The organism is Streptomyces sp. NPDC001544 (assembly GCF_042894285.1).
Taxonomy (GTDB): domain Bacteria; phylum Actinomycetota; class Actinomycetes; order Streptomycetales; family Streptomycetaceae; genus Streptomyces.
Genome location: NZ_JBIAVN010000013.1, coordinates 54,677 through 79,907, shown reverse-complemented (window position 1 = coordinate 79,907; position 25,231 = coordinate 54,677). Strand labels below are relative to the sequence as shown.

Annotated in this window: 21 protein-coding genes; 7 read left to right on the top strand and 14 right to left on the bottom strand. The window is 72.7% G+C overall.

What is annotated here, in order from left to right; genetic code table 11:
- Nucleotides 1-27: 27 nt before the first annotated feature.
- Nucleotides 28-1,629, top strand: a complete 1,602-nt coding sequence (locus ACFY0F_RS28190) for an AMP-binding protein (RefSeq protein ID WP_388800028.1) — start codon at nt 28-30, stop codon at nt 1,627-1,629.
- A gap of 15 nt (nt 1,630-1,644) precedes the next feature.
- Nucleotides 1,645-2,490: a PaaX family transcriptional regulator C-terminal domain-containing protein gene (locus ACFY0F_RS28185; protein ID WP_388800025.1), complete on the top strand. Its 846-nt coding sequence runs from the start codon at nt 1,645-1,647 to the stop codon at nt 2,488-2,490.
- A 13-nt stretch (nt 2,491-2,503) separates the two neighbouring features.
- Here the strand turns inward: ACFY0F_RS28185 and ACFY0F_RS28180 are convergent, their stop codons facing one another.
- Both ACFY0F_RS28180 and ACFY0F_RS28175 read right to left on the bottom strand, forming a co-directional pair.
- Complete coding sequence (locus ACFY0F_RS28180; protein ID WP_388800022.1) at nt 2,504-4,771, bottom strand: bifunctional salicylyl-CoA 5-hydroxylase/oxidoreductase; 2,268 nt, start codon at nt 4,769-4,771, stop codon at nt 2,504-2,506.
- Nucleotide 4,772: 1 nt separating this feature from the next.
- Entirely contained in the window at nt 4,773-5,600 is an 828-nt protein-coding gene (locus tag ACFY0F_RS28175; protein WP_388800019.1) for an enoyl-CoA hydratase family protein, read from the bottom strand.
- Nucleotides 5,601-5,909: 309 nt separating this feature from the next.
- Here ACFY0F_RS28175 and ACFY0F_RS28170 point away from each other — a divergent pair, with 309 nt between their 5' ends.
- The gene (locus ACFY0F_RS28170; protein ID WP_388800016.1) at nt 5,910-6,362 is read left to right on the top strand and encodes an ATP-binding protein; all 453 of its coding nucleotides are present in this window, start codon (nt 5,910-5,912) and stop codon (nt 6,360-6,362) included.
- 320 nt (nt 6,363-6,682) lie between these two features.
- On the opposite strand, the gene ACFY0F_RS28165 is transcribed toward ACFY0F_RS28170, so the two are convergent.
- The 3 genes from ACFY0F_RS28165 to ACFY0F_RS28155 form a co-directional block, all read right to left on the bottom strand.
- Nucleotides 6,683-8,128 carry an amino acid permease gene (locus ACFY0F_RS28165; protein ID WP_388800013.1) on the bottom strand — a complete coding sequence of 482 codons (1,446 nt, stop codon included), beginning with the start codon at nt 8,126-8,128 and terminating at the stop codon, nt 6,683-6,685.
- Nucleotides 8,129-8,262: 134 nt separating this feature from the next.
- Entirely contained in the window at nt 8,263-9,270 is a 1,008-nt protein-coding gene (gene argF / locus ACFY0F_RS28160; protein ID WP_388800010.1) for an ornithine carbamoyltransferase, read from the bottom strand.
- 83 nt (nt 9,271-9,353) lie between these two features.
- Nucleotides 9,354-10,577, bottom strand: coding sequence for an arginine deiminase (locus ACFY0F_RS28155; protein ID WP_388800007.1), 1,224 nt, complete (start codon nt 10,575-10,577; stop codon nt 9,354-9,356).
- A 123-nt stretch (nt 10,578-10,700) separates the two neighbouring features.
- Here ACFY0F_RS28155 and ACFY0F_RS28150 point away from each other — a divergent pair, with 123 nt between their 5' ends.
- Nucleotides 10,701-11,738, top strand: a complete 1,038-nt coding sequence (locus ACFY0F_RS28150; protein WP_388800004.1) for an SPFH domain-containing protein — start codon at nt 10,701-10,703, stop codon at nt 11,736-11,738.
- Nucleotides 11,735-12,634, top strand: a complete 900-nt coding sequence (locus tag ACFY0F_RS28145; protein WP_388800001.1) for a hypothetical protein — start codon at nt 11,735-11,737, stop codon at nt 12,632-12,634. Before ACFY0F_RS28150 ends, ACFY0F_RS28145 begins: the two co-directional genes overlap by 4 nt.
- A gap of 7 nt (nt 12,635-12,641) precedes the next feature.
- On the opposite strand, the gene ACFY0F_RS28140 is transcribed toward ACFY0F_RS28145, so the two are convergent.
- Together ACFY0F_RS28140 and ACFY0F_RS28135 are read right to left on the bottom strand one after the other, a co-directional pair.
- Nucleotides 12,642-13,184 carry a DUF5825 family protein gene (locus ACFY0F_RS28140; protein WP_388799998.1) on the bottom strand — a complete coding sequence of 181 codons (543 nt, stop codon included), beginning with the start codon at nt 13,182-13,184 and terminating at the stop codon, nt 12,642-12,644.
- Nucleotides 13,181-15,040 carry a RiPP maturation radical SAM C-methyltransferase gene (locus tag ACFY0F_RS28135; protein WP_388799995.1) on the bottom strand — a complete coding sequence of 620 codons (1,860 nt, stop codon included), beginning with the start codon at nt 15,038-15,040 and terminating at the stop codon, nt 13,181-13,183. Before ACFY0F_RS28135 ends, ACFY0F_RS28140 begins: the two co-directional genes overlap by 4 nt.
- 345 nt (nt 15,041-15,385) lie before the next feature.
- Between ACFY0F_RS28135 and ACFY0F_RS28130 the strand changes: the two genes are divergently transcribed.
- Nucleotides 15,386-16,048 (top strand): hypothetical protein, encoded by a 663-nt coding sequence (locus ACFY0F_RS28130; RefSeq protein WP_388799993.1) that lies wholly within the window; start codon nt 15,386-15,388, stop codon nt 16,046-16,048.
- 6 nt (nt 16,049-16,054) lie between these two features.
- Here the strand turns inward: ACFY0F_RS28130 and ACFY0F_RS28125 are convergent, their stop codons facing one another.
- From ACFY0F_RS28125 to ACFY0F_RS28105, 5 genes are all read right to left on the bottom strand, one after another.
- A complete protein-coding gene (locus ACFY0F_RS28125) occupies nt 16,055-18,601 on the bottom strand; it encodes a polynucleotide kinase-phosphatase (RefSeq protein ID WP_388799990.1) in 2,547 nt (848 codons plus the stop codon).
- Nucleotides 18,598-20,073, bottom strand: a complete 1,476-nt coding sequence (locus ACFY0F_RS28120; RefSeq protein WP_388799986.1) for a 3' terminal RNA ribose 2'-O-methyltransferase Hen1 — start codon at nt 20,071-20,073, stop codon at nt 18,598-18,600. The genes ACFY0F_RS28125 and ACFY0F_RS28120 overlap by 4 nt, the downstream gene beginning before the upstream one ends.
- Nucleotides 20,074-20,145: 72 nt before the next feature.
- Nucleotides 20,146-21,066, bottom strand: coding sequence for an LLM class F420-dependent oxidoreductase (locus ACFY0F_RS28115; RefSeq protein WP_388799983.1), 921 nt, complete (start codon nt 21,064-21,066; stop codon nt 20,146-20,148).
- A gap of 74 nt (nt 21,067-21,140) precedes the next feature.
- Nucleotides 21,141-21,611, bottom strand: coding sequence for a DUF6099 family protein (locus ACFY0F_RS28110; RefSeq protein WP_388799980.1), 471 nt, complete (start codon nt 21,609-21,611; stop codon nt 21,141-21,143).
- 226 nt (nt 21,612-21,837) lie between these two features.
- Nucleotides 21,838-22,260: a VOC family protein gene (locus ACFY0F_RS28105; RefSeq protein ID WP_388799978.1), complete on the bottom strand. Its 423-nt coding sequence runs from the start codon at nt 22,258-22,260 to the stop codon at nt 21,838-21,840.
- 174 nt (nt 22,261-22,434) lie between these two features.
- On the opposite strand from ACFY0F_RS28105, the gene ACFY0F_RS28100 reads away from it, so the two are divergent.
- Nucleotides 22,435-23,478, top strand: coding sequence for a helix-turn-helix transcriptional regulator (locus ACFY0F_RS28100; protein WP_388799975.1), 1,044 nt, complete (start codon nt 22,435-22,437; stop codon nt 23,476-23,478).
- On the opposite strand, the gene ACFY0F_RS28095 is transcribed toward ACFY0F_RS28100, so the two are convergent.
- Nucleotides 23,382-23,717: a nucleotide pyrophosphohydrolase gene (locus ACFY0F_RS28095; protein WP_388799972.1), complete on the bottom strand. Its 336-nt coding sequence runs from the start codon at nt 23,715-23,717 to the stop codon at nt 23,382-23,384. The two genes, ACFY0F_RS28100 and ACFY0F_RS28095, sit on opposite strands and share 97 nt — an antisense overlap.
- A complete protein-coding gene (locus tag ACFY0F_RS28090) occupies nt 23,714-24,877 on the bottom strand; it encodes an AAA family ATPase (protein WP_388800384.1) in 1,164 nt (387 codons plus the stop codon). Before ACFY0F_RS28090 ends, ACFY0F_RS28095 begins: the two co-directional genes overlap by 4 nt.
- Between the last annotated feature and the right edge of the window lie 354 nt (nt 24,878-25,231).

The window sequence follows — 25,231 nt, the reverse complement described above, 5'->3', positions numbered from 1 at the left end:
CGCCAGTCCGGCAAGGGGGCAACCGCCATGCATGTCTCGGCCCACGTCGACACCTTCGCGCGCGACCACCTCCCGCCGCCCGGCGAATGGCCCGAACTGCGCTTCGACCTGCCGGAGCTGCGTTACCCGGACCGGCTGAACTGCGCGGCCGAACTGCTGGACCACGCCGCCCCGGGCCGCCCGGTGTTCCACACCCCCGCGGGCCCGTCCTGGACCTACGGCGACCTGCGGGCCCGCGTCGACCATGTGGCCCACGTCCTCACCCGTGACCTCGGGGTGGTCCCCGGCAACCGCGTCCTGCTGCGCGGCCCGACCACTCCCTGGCTCGCGGCCTGCTGGCTGGCGGTACTGAAGGCGGGGGCGGTCGCCGTGACCGTGCTGGCCCAGCAGCGCCCGCACGAGCTGGCGACGATGTGCGAGATCGCCCGGGTGGGGCACGCCCTGTGCGACGTCCGGGCCGTGGACGACCTGGTGAAGGCCGGTGTGCCGGGCCTCAGGATCACGACGTACGGCGGTGACGGGCCGGACGACCTCCTCGCGCGCGCGGCGCCCGGAACCCCGTTCCGGGCGGTCGACACGGCGTCCGACGACGTGGCGCTGATCGCGTTCACCTCGGGCACCACCGGCCGCCCCAAGGGGTGCCTGCACTTCCACCGGGACGTCCTGGCGATCGCGGACACCTTCTCCCGGCATGTGCTCAGGCCCCGGGCGGACGACGTCTTCACCGGCAGTCCCCCGCTGGGCTTCACCTTCGGCCTCGGCGGGCTGGTGGTCTTCCCGCTGCGGGCCGGGGCCAGCGCCCTGCTCCTCGAACAGGCCGGCCCGAGACAGCTCCTGCCCGCGATCGCCGAGCACCGGGTGTCGGTGCTGTTCACGGCGCCGACCGCGTACCGGGCGATGCTCGGGGAACTGGACGGACCCGCCGGCCATGACCTGTCGTCCCTGCGGCGCTGTGTCTCGGCCGGTGAGAACCTGCCCGCCGCGACCTGGCGGGCCTGGCACGAGCGCACCGGGCTGCGGGTCATCAACGGCATCGGCGCGACCGAGCTGCTGCACATCTTCGTCTCCGCCGCCGACGAGCACATCCGGCCCGGCACGACCGGCCTGCCGGTGCCCGGATGGCAGGCGCGGGTGCAGGACGAGCACGGCGACCCCGTGCCCGACGGCGTACCCGGCCTGCTGGCGGTGCGCGGGCCGGTCGGCTGCCGCTATCTGTCCGACCCCCGGCAGCGGGAGTACGTGCGCGGCGGCTGGAACCTCACCGGGGACACGTATGTCCGGGAGTGCGACGGGTACCTCCGCTATGTGGCTCGCGCCGACGACATGATCATCTCCGCCGGGTACAACATCGCCGGGCCGGAGGTGGAGGACGCGCTGCTGCGTCACCCGGACGTGGTGGAGGCGGCGGTCGTCGGACGGCCCGACGAGGCGCGCGGGCAGGTCGTGGTGGCGTACGCCGTACTGAAGGAGGGCGCGGACCGGGACGCCGAGGCGCTGCGCGCCCATCTGCGGTCCGAGCTGGCACCGTACAAGTGCCCGCGCGAGTTCGTCCTCCTCGACGCGCTGCCGCGCACCGCGACCGGCAAGCTCCAGCGGTTCCGCCTGCGCACCGATGGTGACCAGCAGTGATGCCGAAGACTTAAAATGATCAACGTGTCCGACCAGCACGCCCCCCGGTCCCTCATCGTCACGCTCTACGGCGCGTACGGCCGCTTCATGCCCGGCCCGATGCCCGTCGCCGAGCTGATCAGACTGCTGGCCGCGGTCGGCGTGGACGCGCCCTCCGTGCGCTCGTCGGTCTCCCGGCTGAAACGGCGCGGACTGCTGGTGCCGGCCCGCACCGCCGAGGGCGCGGCCGGGTACGAACTCTCGTCCGAAGCGCTGCAGTTGCTGGACGACGGCGACCGGCGCATCTACGCCACGGCGGCCCCCCGGGACGAGGGCTGGGTGCTGGCGGTGTTCTCGGTGCCGGAGTCGGAGCGGCAGAAACGGCATGTGCTGCGCTCCCGGCTGGCCGGCCTGGGCTTCGGCACGGCGGCCCCCGGTGTGTGGATCGCCCCGGCCCGGCTGCACGAGGAGACCCGGCACACCCTGCGGCGCCTCGGCCTCGATCCGTACGTCGACTTCTTCCGCGGTGAGCACCTGGGTTTCGCGCCCACCGTGGAGGCGGTCGCCCGCTGGTGGGACCTGACGGCGATCGCCAAGGCGCACGAGGCGTTCCTCGACGTGCACGCGCCCGTGCTGCACGCCTGGGAGCGCCGCGCGGACACCCCGCCGGAGGAGGCCTACCGCGACTACCTCCTCGCCCTGGACCTGTGGCGCCACCTGCCCTACACCGACCCCGGGCTGCCCGCCCGGCTGCTGCCCGCCGACTGGCCGGGGGCGCGCTCGGCCGCGGTGTTCCGGGGGCTGCACGAGCGGCTGCGGGACGCGGGGGCCGGGTTCGTGGCCGGGGTGAGCCAGTCCCTCTCCGACCACCGCAGGACCTGAGGACGGGCGGCGGTCAGCTCCGCAGGGTGAGCCGGGGCCTGGGGGCGTCCGTGCGGCCGGTCTGCGGGCGGCGGCTGCCCGCACGGTAGGGCGCGGGCCAGACGGCGCCCGGGCCCTCGTAGCCCTGCTCGGCCGCCGCGTGCAGCGTCCAGTGCGGGTCGTACAGGTGCGGGCGGGCCAGCGCGCACAGGTCCGTACGGCCCGCCAGGATCAGGGAGTTGACGTCGTCCCAGGAGGAGATCGCGCCGACCGCGATCACCGGGATGCCCGCCGCGTTCCGGATGCGGTCGGCGAACGGCGTCTGGTACGACCGCCCGTACTCCGGCCGCTCCTCGGCGACCACCTGGCCGGTCGACACGTCGATCGCGTCGGCGCCGTGCGCGGCGAAGGCGCGGGCGATCTCCACGGCGTCCTCGGCGGTGTTGCCGCCCTCGGCCCAGTCCGTGGCGGAGATCCGCACCGTCATGGGCTTCCCCTCCGGCCACACCGCGCGTACGGCGTCGAAGACCTCCAGCGGGAAGCGGAGCCGTTTCGCCGGCGAGCCGCCGTAGGCGTCGGCACGCAGGTTGGTGAGCGGGGAGAGGAAGCCGGAGAGCAGATAGCCGTGCGCGCAGTGCAGTTCGAGCAGGTCGAAACCGGCGCGGGCGGCCCGCCGGGCGGCGGCGGCGAACTGTTCGCGGATGTCGGTGAGCTGGGCGCGGGACAGCTCGCGCGGGATCTGGCTGCGCGGTCCGTACGGCAGTGGGGAGGCGGCCACGAGCGGCCAGTTGCCGTCGGGCAGCGGCTCGTCGATGCCCTCCCACATCAGCCTCGTCGAGCCCTTGCGGCCGGCGTGGCCGAGCTGTACGCCGATCGCGGTGCCGGGTGCCCGGGTGTGCACGAAATCGGTGATCCGCCGCCAGGCCTCGGTCTGTCTGCCGGTCCAGAGCCCGGTGCAGCCGGGGGTGATCCGGCCCTCCTCGCTCACGCACACCATCTCGGTCATCACCAGCCCGGCGCCACCGAGGGCCCGGGAGCCGAGGTGGACGAGGTGGAAGTCACCGGGGACGCCGTCCTTCGCCGAGTACATGTCCATGGGCGAGACGACGACGCGGTTGCGCAGGGTCAGGCCGCGCAGCCGGAACGGGGTGAACATCGGGGGCGTGCCGGGCGGGCAGCCGAAGTCCCTCTCCACGGCCTCGGTGAAGCGGGCGTCGCGCAGGCGCAGGTTGTCGTGGGTGACACGGCGGCTTCGGGTGAGCAGGTTGAAGGCGAACCGGCGGGGCGGCTGGTCGAGGTAGAGCGCGAGGTCCTCGAACCATGCGAGGCTGGCCTGGGCCGCCCGCTGGGTGGAGGCGACGACGGGCCTGCGCTCCGCCTCGTACGCGGTCAGCGCCTCGGTCAGGGTGGGCTGTTCGGTCAGACAGGCGGCGAGGGCGAGGGCGTCCTCGACGGCGAGTTTGGTGCCGGAGCCGATGGAGAAGTGCGCGGTGTGGGCGGCGTCGCCGAGGAGGACGACGTTGCCGTGGGACCAGCGGTCGTTGACGACCGTGCGGAAGGTGGTCCAGGCGGACTTGTTGGAGCGCAGCGGGCGACCGCCGAGCGCGTCGGCGAAGATCTTGGCGCAGTGCTCGACCGACTGCTGTTCGTCCATCTCGGCGAACCCGGCGGCCCGCCACACCTCCTCGCGCATCTCGACGATCACCGTCGAGGCATCGGCCGCGTAGGGGTAGCCGTGCAACTGCATCACGCCGTGCTCGGTCTCGGCGATCTCGAAGCGGAAGGCGTCGAAGGGGAAGTCGGCGGCGAGCCAGATGTAGCGGCACCGGTGGGTGGTCACATGCGGCCGGAACACGGTGGCGTGGGCCTCGCGGGTGGTGCTGTGCACCCCGTCGGCGGCGATGACGAGGTCGTGGGTCACGGAGAGCCGGGCGGCGTCGGGCGCTTCGGTGCGGAACCGGATCTCCACCCCGAGGGAGCGGCAGCGCTCGTGCAGGATCTCGAGGAGCCGCCGCCGGCCGAGCGCGGCGAACCCGTGTCCCGAGGAGCGGTGCCGTACGCCCCGGTGCACGATGTCGATGTCGTCCCAGCGGACGAAGTCCCGCTGGAGGGCCGAGTAGACCACCGGGTCGGCGTGCTCGATGCCGCCGAGGGTCTCGTCGGAGAGGACGACGCCGAAGCCGAAGGTGTCGTCGGGGGCGTTGCGTTCCCAGAGGGTGACCTCACGGGCCGGGTCGAGGCGCTTGAGCAGCGCCGCGGCGTACAGGCCGCCGGGGCCGCCGCCGATCACGGCGACTCTCATGTCACCTCCCCCGCCACTTGGGCGGCCGTTTCGCGGTGAACGCCGCGTGGAACTCGGCGTAGTCCTCGCCGTTCATCAGCAGCGCCTGGGTGGAGGCGTCCAGCTCGACCGCCGCCGACAGGGGCATGTCCAGCTCGGCGGTGAGCAGGGCCTTCGTCTGGGCGTGGGCCAGCGCCGGCCCGTCGGCCAGGCGGCGGGCCAGTTCGGCGGCGGCCCGGTCCGCGCCGCCCTCCTCGGCCAGCTCGCTGATCAGGCCGATCCGCTCGGCCTCCGGCGCCCGCACCGGCTCGCCCAGCATCAGCAGCCGGGTGGCGTGACCGAGGCCGACGACCCTGGGCAGCAGGTAGGCCGCGCCCATGTCGCCGCCGGACAGGCCGACCCGGGTGAAGAGGAAGGCGAAGCGGGCCGACGGGTCGGCGACACGGAAGTCGGCGGCGAGCGCGAGCACGGCTCCGGCGCCCGCCGCGACGCCGTGCACGGCCGCGATCACGGGGAACGGGCACTCGCGTACGGCGCGGACGACCTGCCCGGTCATCCGGTTGAAGTCGAGGAGCTGGGCGGTGTCCATGGCGAGGGTGGCGCCGATGATCTCGTCGACGTCGCCGCCGGAGCAGAAGCCGCGCCCCTCGCCGGCCAGCACCAGGGCCCGTACCGACCGCTCGCGGGACAGCTCGGCGAGCAGGTCGCGCAGGTCGGCGTAGGCGCCGAAGGTGAGGGCGTTGAGCTTGTCGGGGCGGGTGAGGGTCACGGTGGCGACTCCGTCGGCGAGGCCGACGCGCAGATGCTCCCAGCGCGGGGTGCGGGCGGCGGAGCCGGTGAAGGGACTCATGACGGGCGGCCTCCTCGGGGGGCGGCGGTGCCTCACGTATCGCTGCTGGCTCTACCCCATGAAGCTATCACTCATTTGTGACTGTCGTCATGAGTGCGCGACAGTGCCGAGCCGCTCTCTCCGGTCCGGTCACGTCGGTCACCGGACGTCGACACTCCGGTAACAGCGGGGCCGGGGACGCGAGGCGGGCCGCCCGGGTGGGTAAGCCGCCCGGTACCGGGGCCGAGGGCTCCGGATGCGGTGCCCGGCTCAGGAGCCTCGGGCCGGGCCCGTACCATTCATACGGTTGAAAGCAGGACAGCCTGCTCCATGAACGGATCCGCCTTGTACGAACGCCACTCAGCCCCCGCCTCCTGGCGCATCGCGCTGCCGCACACCGCCGCCGCGGTGCCCGTGGCCCGCGCGCTGGTGCGCACGGCGCTGGCCGAGCAGGACCACGCGGCCGACTGCGACACCGCGGAGCTGCTCACGGCGGAGCTGGTCGCCAACGCGGTGGAGCACACCGCGGGCACCGGCCCGATCGAGCTGGTGGTGGAGGTGGCGTCGACCGGCTGCCGGGTCGAGGTGCACGACCCGGACCCGGCGCCGCCCGGGAACCTCACCCGCGCGGTGGTGGAGGCGCCCGACCCCTGGGACGAGGGCGGGCGGGGCCTGCTGCTGATCCAGGCCCTGAGCTCGTCCTGCGGGCACCGGCCCACCGACGCGGGCAAGGCGGTGTGGTTCAGACTCCCCGTGGTGCCCGCGCAGCGGCGTCCGCTGTGACCTCCGCGCCGGCCGGCGCTGGGCTCCCCAACCTGTAACCCATCCCCGTTTCCCTCCCCGATGCCCATGCACCGGCACGCACAAGTTGTCGTCGCGCGTTGCAGCGGAGAACCCTGGCAGGTGACGGTGACACCTGCTACGAGCAGGCAACGAGCCATCTCCTCGACGACGGGGCTCGACGGCGCACCCACCGCCGCAGGGCTGAGGCCGACGACCGGCCTCAGCCCTGCTTCACGTGTCTCAGCCCACTGATCGTGTTTCCGGATGCGCGCCCGTGTCTACGGTCGGCTCCCCCTCCGCCAGCGGGTGGTCGCTGTGGTTCAGACCGTCTGCGCTTTCCTCTCGGGAACGACGTCCGCGGCCTCGTCCGACGGTGTCGCCAGCCGGGAGTTGCGGCGTCCGTAGCCGGCGTACACGCCGAGGCCCACGGCCAGGAACACCGCGAACTGGATCCAGGTCGTCCAGCCCGTCTCGTACATCAGGTACAGGCAGAAGCCGACCCCGAGCAGCGGGACGACCGGGTACAGCGGTACCCGGAAGGTGCGGGCGAGGCCCGGTTCGCGGCGGCGCAGGGCGATCACCGAGATGTTGACGACGGCCATGATGGCCAGCGTGCCGATGGTGCACAGGTTCATCACGGCGTCCAGCGAGGCGAAGGCGGCCGGGACCGCGAAGACGACGGCGACGATCAGGGTGCCGGCGACCGGGGTCGCGGTCTTCGGCGAGACCTTCTCGAAGACGCGCGGGATCAGTCCGTCCCGGGACATCGACATCAGGATGCGGGTCTGGCCGTACATGACGGCGAGCACGACGGAGGCGATGGCGACGACCGCGCCGAAGGCGATCACCCCGCCGCCGATCGCCGACCCGGTGACCTGGTTGACGACGTACGACAGCGCGGCGGGCCGGCCGCCGACCTGGCCGCCGCCGATGGCGCCGATCGCGGCGAGGGCGACCGCGCAGTACAGCAGGGTGACCACGCCCATGCAGACGAGGATGGCGAGCGGGATGTCCCGGCGGGGGTTCTTCGCCTCCTCACCGGCGGTGGTGATCGCGTCGAAGCCGATGTAGGAGAAGAACGCTGCCGTGGTGCCGGCGCCGATGCCGCCGATGCCGGCGGGCGCGAACGGGGTGAGGTTGCCGTCCTTGAAGGCGCTGAAGCCGATCGCGCAGAAGGCGACCAGGATGGCGAGCTTGACGGCTGCCATGGCGGCGGTGGCCCCGGCGCTCTCCCGGACCCCGCGCACCAGCAGCGCGCAGCCCATGGCGATGACGATCACGGCGGGAAGGTTGACCACCCCGCCGTCGCCCGGTCCGGCGCTGAGCGCGGCGGGGAGCTGCCAGCCGGTGAGGCTGTGCAGCAGTTCGTTGACGTACTGGCTCCAGCCGACGGCGACGGCCGAGATGGAGATGCCGTACTCCAGCAGCAGGCACCAGCCGACCAGGAAGGCGGTGGACTCGCCGAGGCCGGCGTAGGCGAAGGAGTACGAGGATCCGGAGACCGGGATGGCGCCACCCAGCTCGGCGAAGGAGAGGGCGGTGAAGACGCAGGTGATCGCGGCGAGGACGAAGGAGACGACGACGGCCGGGCCGGCCTGGGCGACCGAGTCGGACAGGCCGACGAAGATGCCGGTGCCGACGATCGCGCCGACACCGAAGCAGATCAGCTGGAACAGGCCCATGGTGCGTTTGAGGCCGTGGCCTTCGCGGTCGGCGCCGGACTCGGCGACGAGGAGCGCGGGGGGCTTGATGCGGGGAGCGGGCATGCGGGTGGTGCTCGTTTCTGGTGGTGCGGGGCGGCCGGGGTCGGTCGCGACGGCGGCACCGGAAGGGGTGGTTCCGGGCCGCCGGTCAGGATAAGGCCTGGTGAGGCGGGCTAGGCAAGACCTGGTGGGGCGGATCAGGCGAGGGTGGCGACGAGGACCGCCTTGATCGTGTGCAGCCGGTTCTCGGCCTCGTCGAAGACGACCGAGTGCTCCGACTCGAAGACCTCGTCCGTCACCTCCAGGGAGGTCAGGCCGTAGGTCTCGTGGATCTCCCGCCCGACCTTGGTGCCGAGGTCGTGGAAGGCGGGGAGGCAGTGCAGGAACTTCACGCCGGGGTTGCCGGTGGCGCGCAGTACGTCCATGGTCACCGCGTACGGCGCCAGCGCGGCGATGCGCTCCGCCCAGACCTCCTTGGGCTCGCCCATGGAGACCCAGACGTCGGTGGCGACGAAGTCGGCGCCCGCCACACCCTCGCCGATCTCCTCGGTCAGGGTGACGCGGGCGCCGCTGACCTCGGCGAGCTTGCGGGCGTGGATGACGACGTCGTCGGCGGGCCAGTACTCCCGCGGGGCGACGATCCGGACGTCCATGCCGAGCAGGGCGCCGGTGACGAGGTAGGAGTTGCCCATGTTGAAGCGGGCGTCTCCGAGGTAGGCGAAGGCGGTCGCGCCGAGCGGCTTCGTGCAGTGCTCGGTCATGGTGAGCACGTCGGCGAGCATCTGCGTGGGGTGCCAGTCGTCGGTCAGGCCGTTGTAGACGGGCACCCCGGCGTACGCGGCGAGCTGTTCGACCTTCTCCTGGCTGGCCCCGCGGTACTCGATGCCGTCGTACATCCGGCCGAGCACGCGCGCGGTGTCCTTCACGGACTCCTTGTGCCCGATCTGCGAGCCCGACGGGTCGAGGTACGTCGTCGACGCACCCTGGTCGGCGGCGGCGACCTCGAACGCGCAGCGGGTGCGGGTCGAGGTCTTCTCGAAGATCAGCGCGATGTTCTTCCCCCGCAGGTACCGCGTCTCGGCCCCCGCCTTCTTGGCGTCCTTCAGCTCGGCGGCCAGCTCGACCAGACCGCGGAACTCCTCCCCGGTGAAGTCCAGCTCCTTGAGGAAGTGGCGGCCGGCGAGGGCGGTCGGGACTGTCGCCATGGGGGCGCTCCGGGGGGACGGGGAAACGGGACGATGGAAGTCTATACGATACTCCACATTTATATACAGCCGCTCTGTCCGCTCTATACCGCCGCCCGCTCCACCGGACAGCTCATGCAGCGCGGCCCGCCCCTCCCCCGCCCCAGTTCGCTGCCGGGGATCTCGATCACCTCGATGCCCTGTTTGCGCAGGTGGGTGTTGGTGGTGGAGTTGCGCTCATAGGCCACGACGACGCCCGGCTCCACCGCGAGCACGTTGCAGCCGTCGTCCCACTGCTCACGCTCGGCCGCGTGCACGTCCTGGGTGGCGGTGAGCACCCGGATCTCGCTCAGGCCGAGGGCGGCGGCGATCGCCCGGTGCATGTGCTCGGCCGGGTGGTCGGTGACCTTGAGCTCCTTGTCGTCGACACCCGGTTCGATGGTGTACGAGCGGAGCATGCCGAGCCCGGCGTACTGGGTGAAGGTGTCGCCGTCGACCATGGTCATGACCGTGTCCAGATGCATGAAGGCCCGCCGCTTCGGCATGTCCAGCGCCACGATGGTGCGCGCGGAGCCCGCCGCGAACAGCTTGTGCGCGAGCATCTCCACGGCCTGCGGGGTGGTGCGCTCGCTCATCCCGACGAGGACCGCGCCGTTGCCGATCACCAGCACGTCACCGCCCTCGATGGTGGACGGGTGGTCGGCCTGCCCCCGCGACCAGACGCGGAACGCCTCCTCCCGGAACAGCGGATGGTGCCGGTAGATCGCCTCGAAGTGCACGGTCTCCCGCTGCCGGGCGGGCAGCCGCATGGCGTTGATGGCGACCCCGTCGTAGATCCAGGCGGAGGTGTCACGGGTGAAGAGGTGGTTGGGCAGGGGGCGCAGCAGGAAGTCGTCCATCTCCATCACATGGAAGCGGACGGAGGTCGGCTCCTCGTGCGCCTCCAGGAACTCCCGCTTGGTCATGCCGCCGACCAGGGCCTCGGTCAGCTCGGGCGCGGGCATCGTCTCGAAGACGGCGCGCAGGTGGTCGGTGGCGAGGGGACCGTACTCCTTCTCGTCGAAGACCCGGTCCAGGACGAGCGATCTGGCCTCGGGGACGTCCAGGGTCTCGGTGAGCAGGTCGCCGAAGAGGTGGACGGTGACCCCGCGGTCGCGCAGCACGTCGGCGAACCCGTCGTGCTCGGCGCGCGCCCGGCGCACCCACAGCACGTCGTCGAAGAGGAGGGCGTCCTTGTTGCTGGGGGTGAGCCTCTTGAGCTCGAGATCCGGCCGGTGCAGGATGACGCGGCGCAGCCGCCCGGCTTCGGAGTCGACATGGAATCCCATGCCTCCATCCTGACCAATCGCCTTCTGATTTCACCCCGCATTGCGGTTTCTCGTTCTCGTCCCATTGACGACAAGTGGCGCGAGCGATTATCGTCCTCGTGACGAAAAGAAACGAGGGATCCGATGGCCGACATCACCCGGCGCCTGGGCTGGCGCCACCTGCGCGGCGCCCCGACGGCGCACGTCCGGCACCACCGCTCGGGCAGGCTGGCGCACGACGGGCCCGGTCTCAGCTTCTGGTACCGCTCGCTGACCGCCGCGCTGTCCGAGGTGCCGGTGGACGACCGGGAGCTGGCGATGACCTTCCACGCCCGCACGGCCGACTTCCAGGACGTGGCGGTGCAGGCCACGGTGACCTACCGGATCAGCGACCCGGCCGTGGCCGCCGCCCGGCTGGACTTCTCCATAGACCCGGACACCGGTGTGTGGCGGGGCGCCCCGCTGGAGCAACTGGGCACACTGCTGACCGAGACGGCTCAGCAGCACGCCCTGGACGTACTGGCCCGTACTCCCCTGGCGGCCGCGCTGGTGGACGGCGTGACGGCCGTGCGCGAGCGGATCGCGGCAGGACTGGGCGCGGAACCGCGGCTCCCGGCGACCGGTATCGAGGTCGTCGCCGTCCGGGTGATGGCGCTGCGTCCCGAGCCGGAGGTGGAGCGGGCGCTGCGGACGCCGGCGCGCGAGCAGATCCAGCAGGAGGCCGACCGGGCGACCTACGAACGGCGGGCGGTGGCCGTCGAGCGAGAGCGGGCGATCGCCGAGAACGAACTGGCAAGCCAGATCGAACTCGCCCGTCGGGAAGAGCAGTTGGTCGAGCAGCGCGGCACCAACACCCGCCGCGAGGCCGAGGAGCACGCGGCGGCGGACGCGGTACGTGCGCAGGCCGAGGCGGCGCGCACGGTGAAACTCGCGGAGGCGGAGGCCGCGCGGTCGGTGCGGCTGGCCCGTGCCGAGGCCGAGGGCGCGCGCGAGGTCGGCGCGGCGCGGGCCGAGGCGCAGGCGGCCTGGTTGCGGGTGCACGCGGAGGTCGACACCCGGACGCTGCACGCCCTCACGGGAACCCGGCTGGCCGAGAACCTGCCGCGGATCGACAGCCTGACGGTGTCGCCGGACGTGCTGACGGGGCTGCTCGCGAAGCTGGGGACCGGGCGGCCGGCGTGAGCCTCGCCCCACGCGCCGTGCTGGTCCACCGGACCACGGAGTACGAGGAGTTGCTGGCCCGGCACGGCACGCACGGGCAGGCCGCCTTCTTCCTCGCCTCCCGGGGCCGGGCCGTCGAGGAGGTGGCCGGCCGCCACCACCGCACCCGGCGGGCGCTGGCCGAGGTCGCCTCGACGGTGCCGCCGGCCTGGCGGCAGACCACGGTCGAGCGGGGCGATCTGGACCGTTTCCTGTTCGGACCCGAGGACGTGGTCGTGGTGGTCGGCCAGGACGGGCTGGTGGCGAACGTGGCCAAGTACCTCGCGGGCCAGCCGGTGGTGGGCATCGACACCGACCCCGGCCGCAATCCGGGGGTGCTGGTGCGGCACCGGCCCGAGGACGCCGCGGTCCTGCTGCCGGCCGTCCCGGCCCGGGGCACCGGCGTAGAGGAGCTCACGATGGTCGAGGCCGTCGCCGACGACACGCAGCGGCTGGTCGCGCTCAACGAGATCTACCTCGGGGCGGCCGGTCACCAGACGGCCCGCTACCGCCTGGGCCTCGACGGCGACGGGGGTGTCGTCGAGGCCCAGGCCTCCTCCGGGGTGCTGGTGGGCACGGGGACGGGGGCGAGCGGGTGGCTGCGGTCGGTGTGGCAGGAGCGGGGCAGCCGCCTCACCCTGCCCGGGCCGGCCGAGGACCGCCTGGTGTGGTTCGTGCGGGAGGCCTGGCCGTCACCCGCCACGGGGACATCCCTGGTCGCCGGGGAACTCACGGCCGCCGCCGCCCTTTCGGTCACCGTCGAGTCCGACCGTCTCGTCGCGTTCGGCGACGGCATCGAGAGCGACGCGCTGGAGCTCACCTGGGGGCAGACGGTCCGGGTGGGCGTCTGCGGGCGGCGGCTGCGCCTGGTGGGCTGACGGCGGTTCACACGGCGGTGCAGGGGACGGGCCAGCGCCGGATGCGGGGCGGCAGGGTCACCGCCCAGCCGTCGGTGACCAGGGCCAGCCGCTCTGCGGCCAGCAGGTCGGTGGCCGTCCGCTCGGCGGGGGACAGCTCGCCGAGGGGCGTGGGCTCCAGCAAGGTGTGGAAGGCGGCGAACAGCGCCGGGTGGTCGAGGGTGATCCGTGCGGCGGCGCCGGGTTCCCTGCGGTCCAGGACGCTGACGAAGTCCGGGCCGCGCCGGTGGTAGAGCAGCCCGTGGCGGTGCCCGGCCCGCCAGGCGGTCAGCTCCTCCGGCTCGTCGCGGCGTCGCGCCGGGGGCGGCAGGTGGCGCAGGTTCCGGATGTCGTACGGGAGCTGCGTGTCGGCCGCCTCCCAGGCGACGGTGAGCCCGCGGCCCTGACACTCGCGCAGGAACCGCACCGCCTCCGCCGACTCCCGGCCCCCCGCGTCCAGCCGCAACGGCTCGTGCACCTCGACCCCGCGCCCGGTGACGCGGTGCGGGACGTCGGTGGGCAGCGCGCTCATCCGGTCACCCCCGCCCCGTCGGGCAGGCGGACCGGAGCGTCCCAGGTGGGCAGGGAGACGTACGTCCGGCCGTCACGGAAGAGCAGGCCGAGGGCGAGGGCGCGGTGCAGCCAGGCGGTGAGCGTGCCGGAGGGGACGTCGTGGCCGTCGGCCGTCAGCAGCCGGTGCAGCGCCGGCTCGGTGCGGCCGTCCTCGAGATGGCGCAGGGCGGCCGCGGCCCAGCCGGTGAAGCGGTGGGTGGTGTGCGGCCGGCCGTGCCGGCGGTCATGGACCAGGAGGGCACCCTCCCCCTCGCGGTCCGCCGCCTCCTCTTCGTATTCCAGCCGGGAGTGCGGATGCCCGGCCCGCCACTGGGCGACCGCCTCCTTCAGGCGCCGCTCGACCGGGCCCCCTATACCTGCGTCCTCGGTGTCGAACAGATAGACCAGGTCGGCGAGTTCGTCCTCGGGCAGGTCGTAGACATGGCCGTACATCGCGGCCGGGCGCCGCTTGCCGAAGCCGAGGTCCGGGTCGGTGAAGTGCGGGCTGAACCGCTCCAGTTGGATGCGGTGGGCGCCGCTCGGCGGCTGGAGGTGGACGAGGGCCGGGAGCTGGTCGATCACCGGTTCGTAGTCCTCCGCCGTCTCCCCGGGGAAGCCGTAGAGGAGGTTCCAGGAGCAGGTGAGCGAGTGGTTCTCGCACTCCCTGAGGGTGCGGACGTTGCGGGCACCGGTGACCCCCTTGTCCATCAGGTCCAGGACCCGGCTGCCCAGGCTCTCGATGCCGGGCTGGATGTGCACCGTGCCCGAGCGGCCGAGGAGGCCGAGCTGGTCGCGGGTGAGATTGGACTTGACCTCGTAGTGCAGCCGCAGGTCCCAGCCGCTGTCGACGACACGGGGCAGGAAGTCCCGGAAGTAGGCCATGTCGATGATGTTGTCGACCGTGACGACGTCGAGGATGCGGTGGCGGCGGACGAGACGGTCGATCTCGTCCCACAGCCGCTCCCCCGGTTTGGCGCGGAAGGCCATGGACGAGCCGTTGAGCCCGCAGAACGTGCAGTGGTGCTTCTCGCCCCACCAGCAGCCCCGGGCCCCTTCCACGACCAGCTTCGGATGGACGTACTCCACGACCGGGGACGCCTCCAGGGCGGTCTGCCACTGGTCGTAGTCCGGCGACGGTATGTCGGCCGGCGCCACCGTGCGCCGGGTCTCCGGGTTGGCGCGGGACGTGTGGCCGTCCCACCAGCACAGGCCAGGGACATCCGCCGGGGGTGTGCCCTGGTCCAGGTGGCGCAGGAGGGCCGGGAAGGCGTACTCGCCCTCGCCGCGCACCACGTGGTCCACGAAGGGGTGGTTGCGGTGCAGGGCGTGCCCCATGGGCCCGTCGCAGTTGCTGCCGCCGAACACGACGGCCAGCCCGGGGCGTCGGCGCTTGAGCTCCCGCGCCAGGGCCAGCGAGGCGACGTTCTGCATGAAGGTGGTGGTGAACCCGACGACATCGGGTTCGGCGGCCAGCACCTCGGTCGCGCACCGGGCGATGAACCCGGCCGCGTACGGGCGCATGGCGAGCGCGGTGTCGATGAAGACGCCGCGCGCCGCGGCGTAGTCCCGCAGCCGCGCGGTCCCCCAGTCGGGGTCGTCGTACAGGACGCCGGAGAAGACCCAGTCGCCGAGGCCGTGGAAGATCGAGTCGCTGCCGACCTCCACGTAGTCCGCGGGCCGCAGCCGCCCGCCCGAGCGTTCCAGCAGGAACTCCGCCCAGCGCAGCGAACCGTGGAACTCCGTCACCTCGTCACACGGGCGGGCCTGCCGCACCAGCCGGTGCAGCAGGCCCAGTTGCAGTGACGGCAGGTCGATCGGATGCCAGGGCATCGTCACGAGGTGCACTCTCACGCCGGCCCCCCGGTCAGCGGGTCGGCCGTTTCTCCAGGATGGCAGGCCGGCGGCCGGTACTCCGGTCCTCCCGCACGACGACCTTCTTGATCTCCATGTCCACTCCCCAGGGACGCGTGATTTCGAACAGCCTTGCGTGTACGGGCGTCCACATTATGGACGGGTGTCTGTGTGTCACAAGTGTGTTCCGGGACAAAGCTGACCCTTGATCAACTACGCCTCGATGTACCTACAGTGATCGCCACGCCGAGCGGAGCCTGACCACTCCGTCATCACGCACGTCATTCAGCGACCGGGGGAACCGTGTCGCCACGGGGAGGGTGTTCAGCCATGCCGTCAAGGGTTTTCCTCAGCAGGCCCGTCGCCGCCGTCCTGGCCGTCGCCGGGATCGCCGCCGGTGTCCTGGTCGGCAGAACCGGTCTGACCACGGTGGCCGGCTGCGGAGTCAGCAGCGACCCGTACCCGTCCCAGACCGCCGAGGACTGGGTCACCTACGCCGACCACGTCGCCGTGGCCACCCCGGTGCGGGAGCGGGAGACCAACCGTCATGAGTACACCAAGGGTCCTCTCCGCTACGACGCCGACCGCGCGGTGACGTTCCGCACGGACGACCTCCTCTGGTCCAGCCGGCGTTCGGCGAAACCACTGGACAAGAGCTTCGACATGACCGCCCCGGGCTGGCGGGTGTACAAGAGCGGCAGCCGCCTGAAGCGGACGGCCACCGACGCCCCCCGGCTGGAGACCGGCCACACCTATCTCCTCGCCCTGCGCTGGACCGACGACGGGTGGACCGTCCTCGGGGAGGGCGCCGCCGTGCCCTTCGACGATCACACGGGCGACCAGGGCGAGTGGTGCGGACGCGTGCTGAGCAAGGAGGACGTCGCCCAGGGCGAGCGCTTCTCCCGCTCGGACGACCACAGCATGGAGAAGGCGATCCTCGGCCAGAGCGAGCAGGCCGTCACCCGTGAACTGCGGCACGCCCGCAAGGGATGAGTGTGCTCACAGCCTGGGGTCCACCGGCTCCGACTCCAGCGCCAGCACCCCGAACACCGCCTCGTGCACCCGCCACAGCGGCTCACCGTCCGCGAGCCGGTCCAGGGCCTCAAGACCCAGCGCGTACTCGCGGATCGCCAGCGACCGCTTGTGGTTCAGGAAGCGGGTGCGCAGACGCGCCAGGTTGTCGGGACGCGTGTACTCCGGACCGTAGATGATCCGCAGGTACTCCCGCCCCCGGCACTTGATCCCGGGCTGGACCAGCCGGCCCTCCGCGCTGCGGACGACGGCGCCCAGCGGCTTGACGACCATGCCCTCGCCGCCGCGGCCGGTCATCTCCAGCCACCAGTCGACGCCCGCCCGCACCGACTCCGGGTCACCGGTGTCGACGTAGAGCCGCCGGGTCGTCTGCAGCAGGCCGCTGCCGTCGTGCTCCACCAGCCGGTCGAGCAGGGCGAGTTGCTCGTCGTGCGGCAGGGCGGCGAGGCTGCGGCCCTGGACGGCCAGGAGCTGGAACGGCGCCAGGCGTACGCCGTCCAGGCCCTCGGTCGGCCAGCAGTAGCGCCGGTAGGCCTCGGTGAACGCGGCCGCGGCGTCGGCCCGTTCGCGCTGCCGGGCGAGCAGGTCGGTGACGTCCACGCCGCGCGCCGCCGCGCCCTGAAGAGCGGCCAGGGCGGGTGGGAACACCGCGCCGGAGGCGGCGCCCACGGCCGCGTACTGCGACCGCAGCAGCCCGGAGGCCTTCAGCGACCACGGCATCAGCTCGGCGTCCAGCAGCAGCCAGTCCGTTCCGAGTTCGTCCCAGAGGCCGACCGCGTCGGCCGCCGACCGCAGACGTCCGAGGATCTCCTCGGTCACCTCCTGGTCGTCGAAGAAGGGCCGGCCGGTGCGGGTGTAGAGCGAGCCGGTAGGGCCCTCCACTCCGAACCTCGCGCGCGCCGCGTCCGCGTCCCGGCACACCAGCGCCACCGCCCGCGAGCCCATGTGCTTCTCCTCGCACACGACCCGCTCGACGCCGTCCGCCGCGTACTGCGCGAAGGCCTCCGCCGGGTGCTCCAAATATCCCTCCGCCTGCGAGGTCGCCGTCGGCGCCATGGTCGGCGGCAGGTACGGCAGCAGCCTCGGGTCGACGGCGAACCGGCTCATGACCTCCAGTGCCGCGGCCGCGTTCTCCTCACGGACGGACACCCGGCCCGCGTGCCGGGTCTCGACCACCCGGCGGCCGTGCACGTCGCCCAGGTCGAGCGGCCGTCCGTCGTGCCCGCCCGGCGCCTCGGTCCGCAGCGGCCTGGCCGGCTCGTACCAGACCCGCTCGGCCGGTACGTCGGCCAGCTCGCGCTCCGGCCAGCGCAGCGCGGTCAGCTTGCCGCCGAAGACGGCGCCGGTGTCCAGGCAGATGGTGTTGTTCAGCCAGGTGGCCTCGGGCACGGGTGTGTGGCCGTAGACGACCGCCGCCCGGCCCCGGTAGTCCTCCGCCCACGGGTAGCGCACCGGCAGCCCGAACTCGTCGGTCTCGCCCGTGGTCTCCCCGTACAGCGCGTGCGAGCGGACCCGGCCGGAGGTACGGCCGTGGTACTTCTCCGGCAGACCCGCGTGGCAGACCACGAGCCGGCCGCCGTCGAGGACGTAGTGGCTGACCAGAGAGTCGATGAACTCCCGTACCTCCTGCTTGAACTCCTCGCTCTCGCCGTCCATCTGCTCGATGGTCTCGGCGAGTCCGTGCGTGTGCTGGACCTTGCGGCCCTTGAGGTGACGCCCGTACTTGTTCTCGTGGTTGCCGGGCACGCACAGCGCGTTGCCCGACTTCACCATCGACATCACGCGGCGCAGCACACCCGGGCTGTCCGGGCCGCGGTCGACGAGGTCACCGACGAAGACGGCCGTGCGTCCCTCCGGGTGGACTCCGTCCGTGTAACCCAACTTGCCGAGCAGTGACTCGAGTTCGTGCGAGCAACCGTGGATGTCGCCGATGATGTCGAAGGGGCCGGTGAGGTGGGTGAGGTCGTTGAAGCGCTTCTCGGTGACGACGGTGGCGTGCTCGACGTCCTCGACCCCCCGCAGGACGTGCACCTTGCGGAAGCCCTCGCGCTCCAGGTGCCGCAGGGAGCGGCGGAGTTCGCGGATGTGGCGCTGGATGACCCGGCGCGGCATGTCGGCCCGGTCGGTGCGGGCCGCGTTGCGCTCGGCGCAGACCTCCTCGGGGACGTCCAGCACGATGGCGATGGGCAGCACGTCGTACTTCTTGGCCAGGTCGATCAGTTGCCGGCGGGCGTCCTGCTGGACGCTGGTCGCGTCGACGACCGTGCGGCGGCCGGCGGCCAGCCGCTTGCCCGCGATGTAGTGCAGGACGTCGAAGGCGTCCTTGCTCGCACTCTGGTCGTTCTCGTCGTCGGAGACCAGGCCCCGGCAGAAGTCGGAGGAGATCACCTCGGTCGGCTTGAAGTGCCGGCGGGCGAACGTCGACTTGCCGGAGCCGGAGGCGCCGACGAGCACGACGAGGGAGAGGTCGGTGACCGGCAGGACCCGCCCCTTGTGCTGTGTCGTCCCGGTCATGCCGCCTTCGCCTCCTTCTCGGTCGCGGTACCTGTGCTCATTGCAAAAACGGCCATCTGGGTGGGCGGCCCCACCTCGGGGTCGTCGGGCCCGACGGGTGCGAACTCCACGTGGTAGCCGTGCCGTTCGGCCACCGTGCGCGCCCAGGCGCGGAACTCCTCACGGGTCCACTCGAAGCGGTGGTCGCCGTGCCGGACGTGGCCTGCCGGGAGGGACTCCCAGCGGACGTTGTACTCGACGTTGGGGGTGGTCACGAGGACCGTGCGGGGGCGGGCCGCGCCGAACACCGCGTACTCCAAGGCCGGCAGCCGGGGCAGGTCGAGGTGCTCGATCACCTCGCTGAGCACGGCGGCGTCGTACCCCTTGAGCCGGTTGTCCGTGTAGGCGAGCGAGCTCTGGAAGAGCTTGACGCGCGAGGCCTGCCGCTCCCCCATCCGGTCCAGCTTCAGGCGGCGGGAGGCGATGGTCAGCGCACGCATCGACACGTCGACGCCGACGATCTCGGTGAACCGCACGTCCTTCAGCAGCGCCTGCACCAACTGGCCCTGGCCGCAGCCGAGGTCGAGGACGCGGGCCGCGCCGGACTCGCGCAGTGCCGCGATGATCGCGTCCCGGCGCTGCACGGCGAGCGGGGTGGGCTTCTCCTCGGTCTCCGTCTCGTCGGCGACGGCGTTGTCGATGTCCTCGACCTCGCTGTCGTCCGCCTCGGCGAGCCGCACCAGCTCCAGGCGCTCCATCGCCTGCCGGGTCAGCGACCAGCGGCGGGAGAGGTACCGGCTGGTGATCAGTTTCTGCTCCGGGTGGTCGGGCAGCCAGCCCTCCCCGGCCCGCAGCAGCTTGTCGACCTCGTCGGACGACACCCAGTAGTGCTTGGCGTCGTCGAGGACGGGGAGCAGCACGTACAGGTGTCGCAGGGCCTCGGCGAGGGTGAGCTGCGCGGACTCCAGTACGAGCCGCACGTACCGCGAGTCCCCCCACTCGGGGAACTCGGTGTCCAGCGCGACGGGCTCGGCGGTCACCGCCCACCCGAGCGGCTCGAAGAGGCGCCGTACGAGCTCGGGGCCGCCCCGGGCGGGCAGCGCGGGCACCTCGATCCGGAGCGGCAGCGGCTCGGCGGCCCGCTCGGGCCGGGCGTTGCACACACCGCGCATCGCGCTGGAGAAGACACTGCTGAGCGCCACCGCGAGCAGTGAAGAAGCGGCGTAGGGCCGGTCGTTGACGTACTGCGCGAGCGCCGCGTCGGGAGCCCCGCCGCGGCCCTTGCCCTTCCCCCGCCGCACCAGCGCCACCGCATCCACCTCCAGCAGCAGCGCCGCCGTGCAGCGCTCGGCGTCCGCCTCGGGGTAGAGGACGTGCGCCTTGCCGTAGGAGGTGGAGAACGCCTGCGCCTTCTCGGGATGCTTGTGCAGCAGGAAGCCGAGGTCGGTGGCGGGGCGTTCCGGGGTGCCGGTGGTGCCGATGGTCAGGAACATGCCCCGAGTCTGACCGCCCGGGGCTTCCGGTGACCAGCGGTTTTCACCCCGGGCGGACGCGGTGGGCGGGTCTCACCCGAGCTGGGACTGCACCTGCGCGGAGATCAGCTCGAGGTGGTCGAGGTCGGCGAGGTCGAGGATCTGGAGGTAGATGCGCCGGGAGCCGATCTCGGCGTAGCGGCCGATCTTGTCGACGACCTCGGCGGGGCTGCCGGCGAGGCCGTTGGCCTTGAGTTCGTCGACCTCGCGGCCGATCACGGCGGCCCGGCGGGCGACCTCCTGGTCGTCCTTGCCGACGCAGACGACGAGGGCGTTGGAGTACGTCAGCTCGTCGGCGCGGCCGGTCTCCTCGGCGGCGGCGCGGACCCGGCCGAACTGCTGCTCGCTGTCCTCGACCGACGCGAACGGCATGTTGAACTCGTCGGCGTACCGGGCGGCCAGCTTCGGGGTGCGGGTCGCGCCCTGGCCGCCGATCAGCACCGGGATCCGCTGCTGGGCGGGCTTGGGCAGCGCGGGCGAGTCGGTGAGGTCGTAGTACGTGCCGTGGAAGTCGAAGGTGTCGCCGAGCTTGGTCTGCCACAGCCCGGTGACGATCGCCAGCTGCTCCTCCAGGCGGCCGATCTTCTCCTTCGGGAAGGGGATGCCGTATGCCTTGTGCTCGTCCTCGTACCAGCCCGCCCCGAGGCCGAGTTCGATCCGGCCGCCGGACATCTGGTCGACCTGGGCGACCTGGATGGCGAGGACGCCGGGCAGTCGGAAGGTGCCGGCCGTCATCAGTGTGCCGAGGCGGATGCGCTTGGTCTCACGGGCGAGGCCGGCCAGGGTGATCCAGGCGTCGGTGGGGCCGGGCAGGCCGTCCACGTCGCCCATGTGGAGGTAGTGGTCCGAACGGAAAAACGCGTCGAAGCCGAGCTCCTCGGTGGCCTTGGCCACGGCGAGCAAGGTGTCGTAGGTGGCCCCCTGCTGGGGCTCGGTGAAGATTCGAAGGTCCATGGTTCCATCCTGCACGGCGGCGGCCGCTTCGGTCGTGCCCGGGGGCCGTGCCGCGCGGATGCCGGGTCACGGCTTCAGCCCGGCTCCCGCTCCGGCAGCGCCGCCTCCCTCGCGGCCAGCTTTCTGAGCATCTCCAGGACGCGGTCCCGGGACTCGTCCGCCGCGTCGATGGCCTCCATGCACTGCCAGTACGTCGCCTCGTCGGCCGCGGCGCTGGCGATGCCGACGAGGGCGATACCGACCTCGCCGAGCAGGCCGCCGAGGCCGAGCAGGGCCTCGCGGGCGTCGTCCAGCTCGGTGAGCCGGGCGGCGCGCAGGTCGGCGGGGTCCAGCGCGTAGGTGTCCAGGACACCGCAGCCCCGGCCCGCCAGCTCGGTCAGCCCCAGGGCCTCGCCCCGCAGTTCGGGCGGGCCGGAGACCGCGAGGCGGCTGCCGATCGCCTGGGCCAGGGCCTGTGCCTGCCACACCTCCGTCAGGATCTGCGCCGCCTCGCCGCCGACCGCCAAGGCACGCCTGCTCGTCATGATGAGTCGCACCGCGTCCATGCGCTGCCCCCGTCCGTCCGACGTGCTCTCACACGTCCGTCCGCCCGTACTCACCTTGTTCACTACCCAGAGTGAAGTGGCTTGAGACGAAAAGCCAGTGGAAGACGGAAATCTGCGGACAACAATTCGGATTCGGTGCGCTCATCGACTTCGGAGAGTAATAACGGAAGGTGATATTCCGTCGGGTGCCGCTGTGTGCGCGGTGCCGCGGGCGCCCTGCGCCGGCTCAGCCGTTGTAGGGGGCGGTGACGTCCAGGACCCAGGTCACGCCGCAGCGGTCGGTGAGCATGCCGTACAGCGGCGCCCACGGGGCGGGTTCCAGGGGCCGCACCACCGTGGAGCCCTCGGCGAGCTTCTGCCACAGGGCTTCGATCTCGTCGGGGTCGGTGCCGCGTACGGAGACGAAGAACGGCTTCTCGCCCTGGTTCCAGGGGAGTTGGGACGGGACGTCGTAGGCCATGACGTGGAAGCCGTTGTCCGCGACCACCTCGCCCCACATCACCCAGTCCGCCTCGTTCTCGTTCTGTACGTTGCCGGCGTCCTTGTACGTGACGGCGACGGTGCGCCCGCCGAAGACCGCCTGGTAGAAGTCCAGCGCCGCGGACGCGGAGCCCCGGAAGTTCAGGTGTGCGGTGGTGGTGACGGACATGGCCCGCTCCTCGCGTTCGGTGTGTCGAATGTGTGCCGCCGGGATCACCGAGCGCCGGGCGCGGCGGCCGTGACCTGGGGTGACGGCCTCTTGGCGGCCCCTTGGCGGCTGTGTGACCACCTTGGCAGGAGTAGCGGACAGGACGTGTCCTGTACTCCGGGCAGAATGGCGCGCATGCACAAGACGTCCTCGCGGCTGCTGGCGCTGCTCTCACTGCTCCAGACGCACCGTGACTGGTCCGGCGAGGATCTTGCCGAGCGTCTCGAGGTCACCCCGCGCACGGTGCGCCGTGACATGGACCGCCTGCGGGAGCTCGGTTACCCGATCCTGGCCTTCAAAGGGCCCGCCGGCGGTTACCGCCTGGACGCCGGGTCCCAACTGCCTCCGCTGCTGTTCGACGACGACCAGGCCGTCGCCCTGGCCGTGGCCCTGCAGACCGCCGCGGCGGACCCCACGATCCGTGCGGACGCCGCCCGCGCCCTGGCCACCGTGCGCCAGGTCATGCCGCCCCGCCTGCGCCACCGCATCGACATGCTCCGCCTCACCGCCCTGCGGTCACCCGAGGACGCCGACGCCGCACCGGTCGACTCCCGCGTGCTGCCGGCGCTGGCCGACGCCGTCCGTGCCCGGGTCGAGTTTCGCTTCGACTACGGGCGGGACCACACCGCCGTCGATGAGCGGCCCCGCCGGACCCAGCCCCACCACCTGGTCACCTGGCGCGGCCGCTGGTATCTGGTGGCCTGGGACCTCGACCGCGGGGACTGGCGGACGTTCCGCGTGGACCGCGTAGCCCCTCGCACCCCCGTCGGCCCCCGGTTCACCCCACGCGAGCTTCCCGGGGGCGACGTGTCCGCCTTCGTCATCGGGCGGTTCCGTGGTTCCGACGGCACCACGGCCGACTGGCCCTGCCGAGGTGAGGTCGTCCTCGGCCTCCCCGCCACCGCCGTGGCTCCCTTCGCCCGGGACGGGATCGTCGAGGAACTCGGCCCCGACCGCTGCCGGCTCATCCTGGGCTCCTGGTCGTGGACCGGCCTGGCCGCCGCCATCGGCCGCTTCGACACCGACATCGAGGTCGTCGGCCCGCCCGAACTGTCCGCCGCGTTCGCGCGCCTCGCCATCCGCTACGCGTCGCCCGGCGCAGGGAACCTCTGCTCGTTCCGGTCGATCTTGGCGGCCAGGGCGGCCAGCGGGTCGATGCCGAGCACCTCGCAGAGCTGAAGGAGATAGGCGAGCACGTCGGCGACCTCGTCCGTGACGCGGTGCGCGGTGGCGGGGTCGTCCATGACACGGGCCGACTCCTCGGGGGTCAGCCACTGGAAGATCTCGACCAGTTCGGAGGCCTCCACGCTGAGGGCGGCCACGAGGTTCTTGGGTGTGTGGTACGGCTGCCAGTTCCGGGCGGCCGCGAACTCGGCCAGCCGGCGCTGCAGTTTCGCCACGTCCAGGTGTTCCGTCACGGGTTCAGGTGTACCACCGTCACGCCCTCCGCCCCGGCGGCCCATGACGCGTCCCCGACCGTCCCGAGGAGGCGGATGTGCCCGGCCCCGCTCGTCCACGCCGCGAGCCGCAGCAGTTCCGTACGCTGTCCGGCGTCCAGCGCCCGGTCCAGTCCGTCGGCGAGGACGGTGAGCGTGCGCAGGGCCGCGGGGACCTCGCCGGGCGGGTCGACGTCCAGGACGCCGGGGCCGGTGAGCAGGACCAGGGCCAGCGCCAGGAACCTGAGCTCGCCGTCCCCGAGCCGGCCGATTTCGGTGACGATGCCGTCACCCCGGTCGAGCACCGCGCGAACGGTTCCGTCGCTCAGCGCTTCGGCGAGCAGGTCGCGCACGGGGCCGGCGCATCCGGCGCGCACCGCCGCGACCAGCCGGGCGTGCCGCCGGCCGCACTCCGCGCGGGTGCGCCACAGGACGTCGGCGAGGTTGTCGCAGCCGGGCAGGAGCCGTCCGCGGCCCATCGGGACCGCGGTGCGCATCCGGTCGGGCCGGGGGTCGCAGGCGAAGACGGAGCGCAGGGCGACGACCATCTGTTCGGCGGCGGCGAGCACTCGGCGCTGTCCGTCCGTCTTGCCGGCCACCCGCAGCGGCAGGAGCGGGGTGCCGAGCCGGTCGTCGGGGAGCGGGGCGCGGGTCACCGGCGCGGAGCCCGCCGTGTGCCAGGCGGCCTGGACCGTCCTGCGTCCCGGATCACGCAGCGCCGTCTCGAGCAGGACCAGCCCGCCGGCCGTCAGCCGCTCCCCCACGATGCGCAGTTCGGGTTCCGCCTGCACCGCGACGTCGAGCCGGACCGGGCCCTCGGCGCCGTCGGCCGTGCAGCCGATGCGGAAGCCGCGGCGCCGCTGGGCGTCGGGCCGGGCCCGCTCCGGCACACAGGCGGCCGGGTCCGGGAACGCCTCCGCGAGCGGGGCACCGTTCCCGAGCCGGGCCAGCGCCTCGTAGGCCCGCAGCGCCGTCGACTTGCCGCTGCCGCTCGGCCCGGTGAAAAGGGTGAGCGCCCCGAGCGGGAACCCGGCCCGCCGGTGCCCCGCGAACGCGGACAGCCGCAGCTCGGAGAGATGCGGCCGCACGACGGTGCCGGGCCCGCCGGGCCGAGCGGGCGAGGCGGGCCCGGGGGGCTGGATGGACGCGGCGGGCCGGGTGGGCTGGGTGGACGGGGCGGGCCGGGTGGGCTGGGTGGACACGGCGGGCCGGGTGGGCGCGGCGGAATCGGCAGACCCGGCGGGCCCCACGGGTCCGGCAGGGCCGGCAGGCCGCGCGGACGCCACAGGCCCGACCGCCCCGACAGACTCAGCAGACCCCGCGGACCCCACGGGCCCGGCGAGGCCGACAGGCCGCGCGGACGCCACAGGCCCGACCGCCCCAACGGCCCCGGCAGGCTCCGCGGACGCCACAGACTCGGCAAGCCCGGCGGACACCAAGGGCCCCGCAGGGCCAGCGGGCCGCGCGGACGCCACAGGCCCGACGGCCCCGACAGA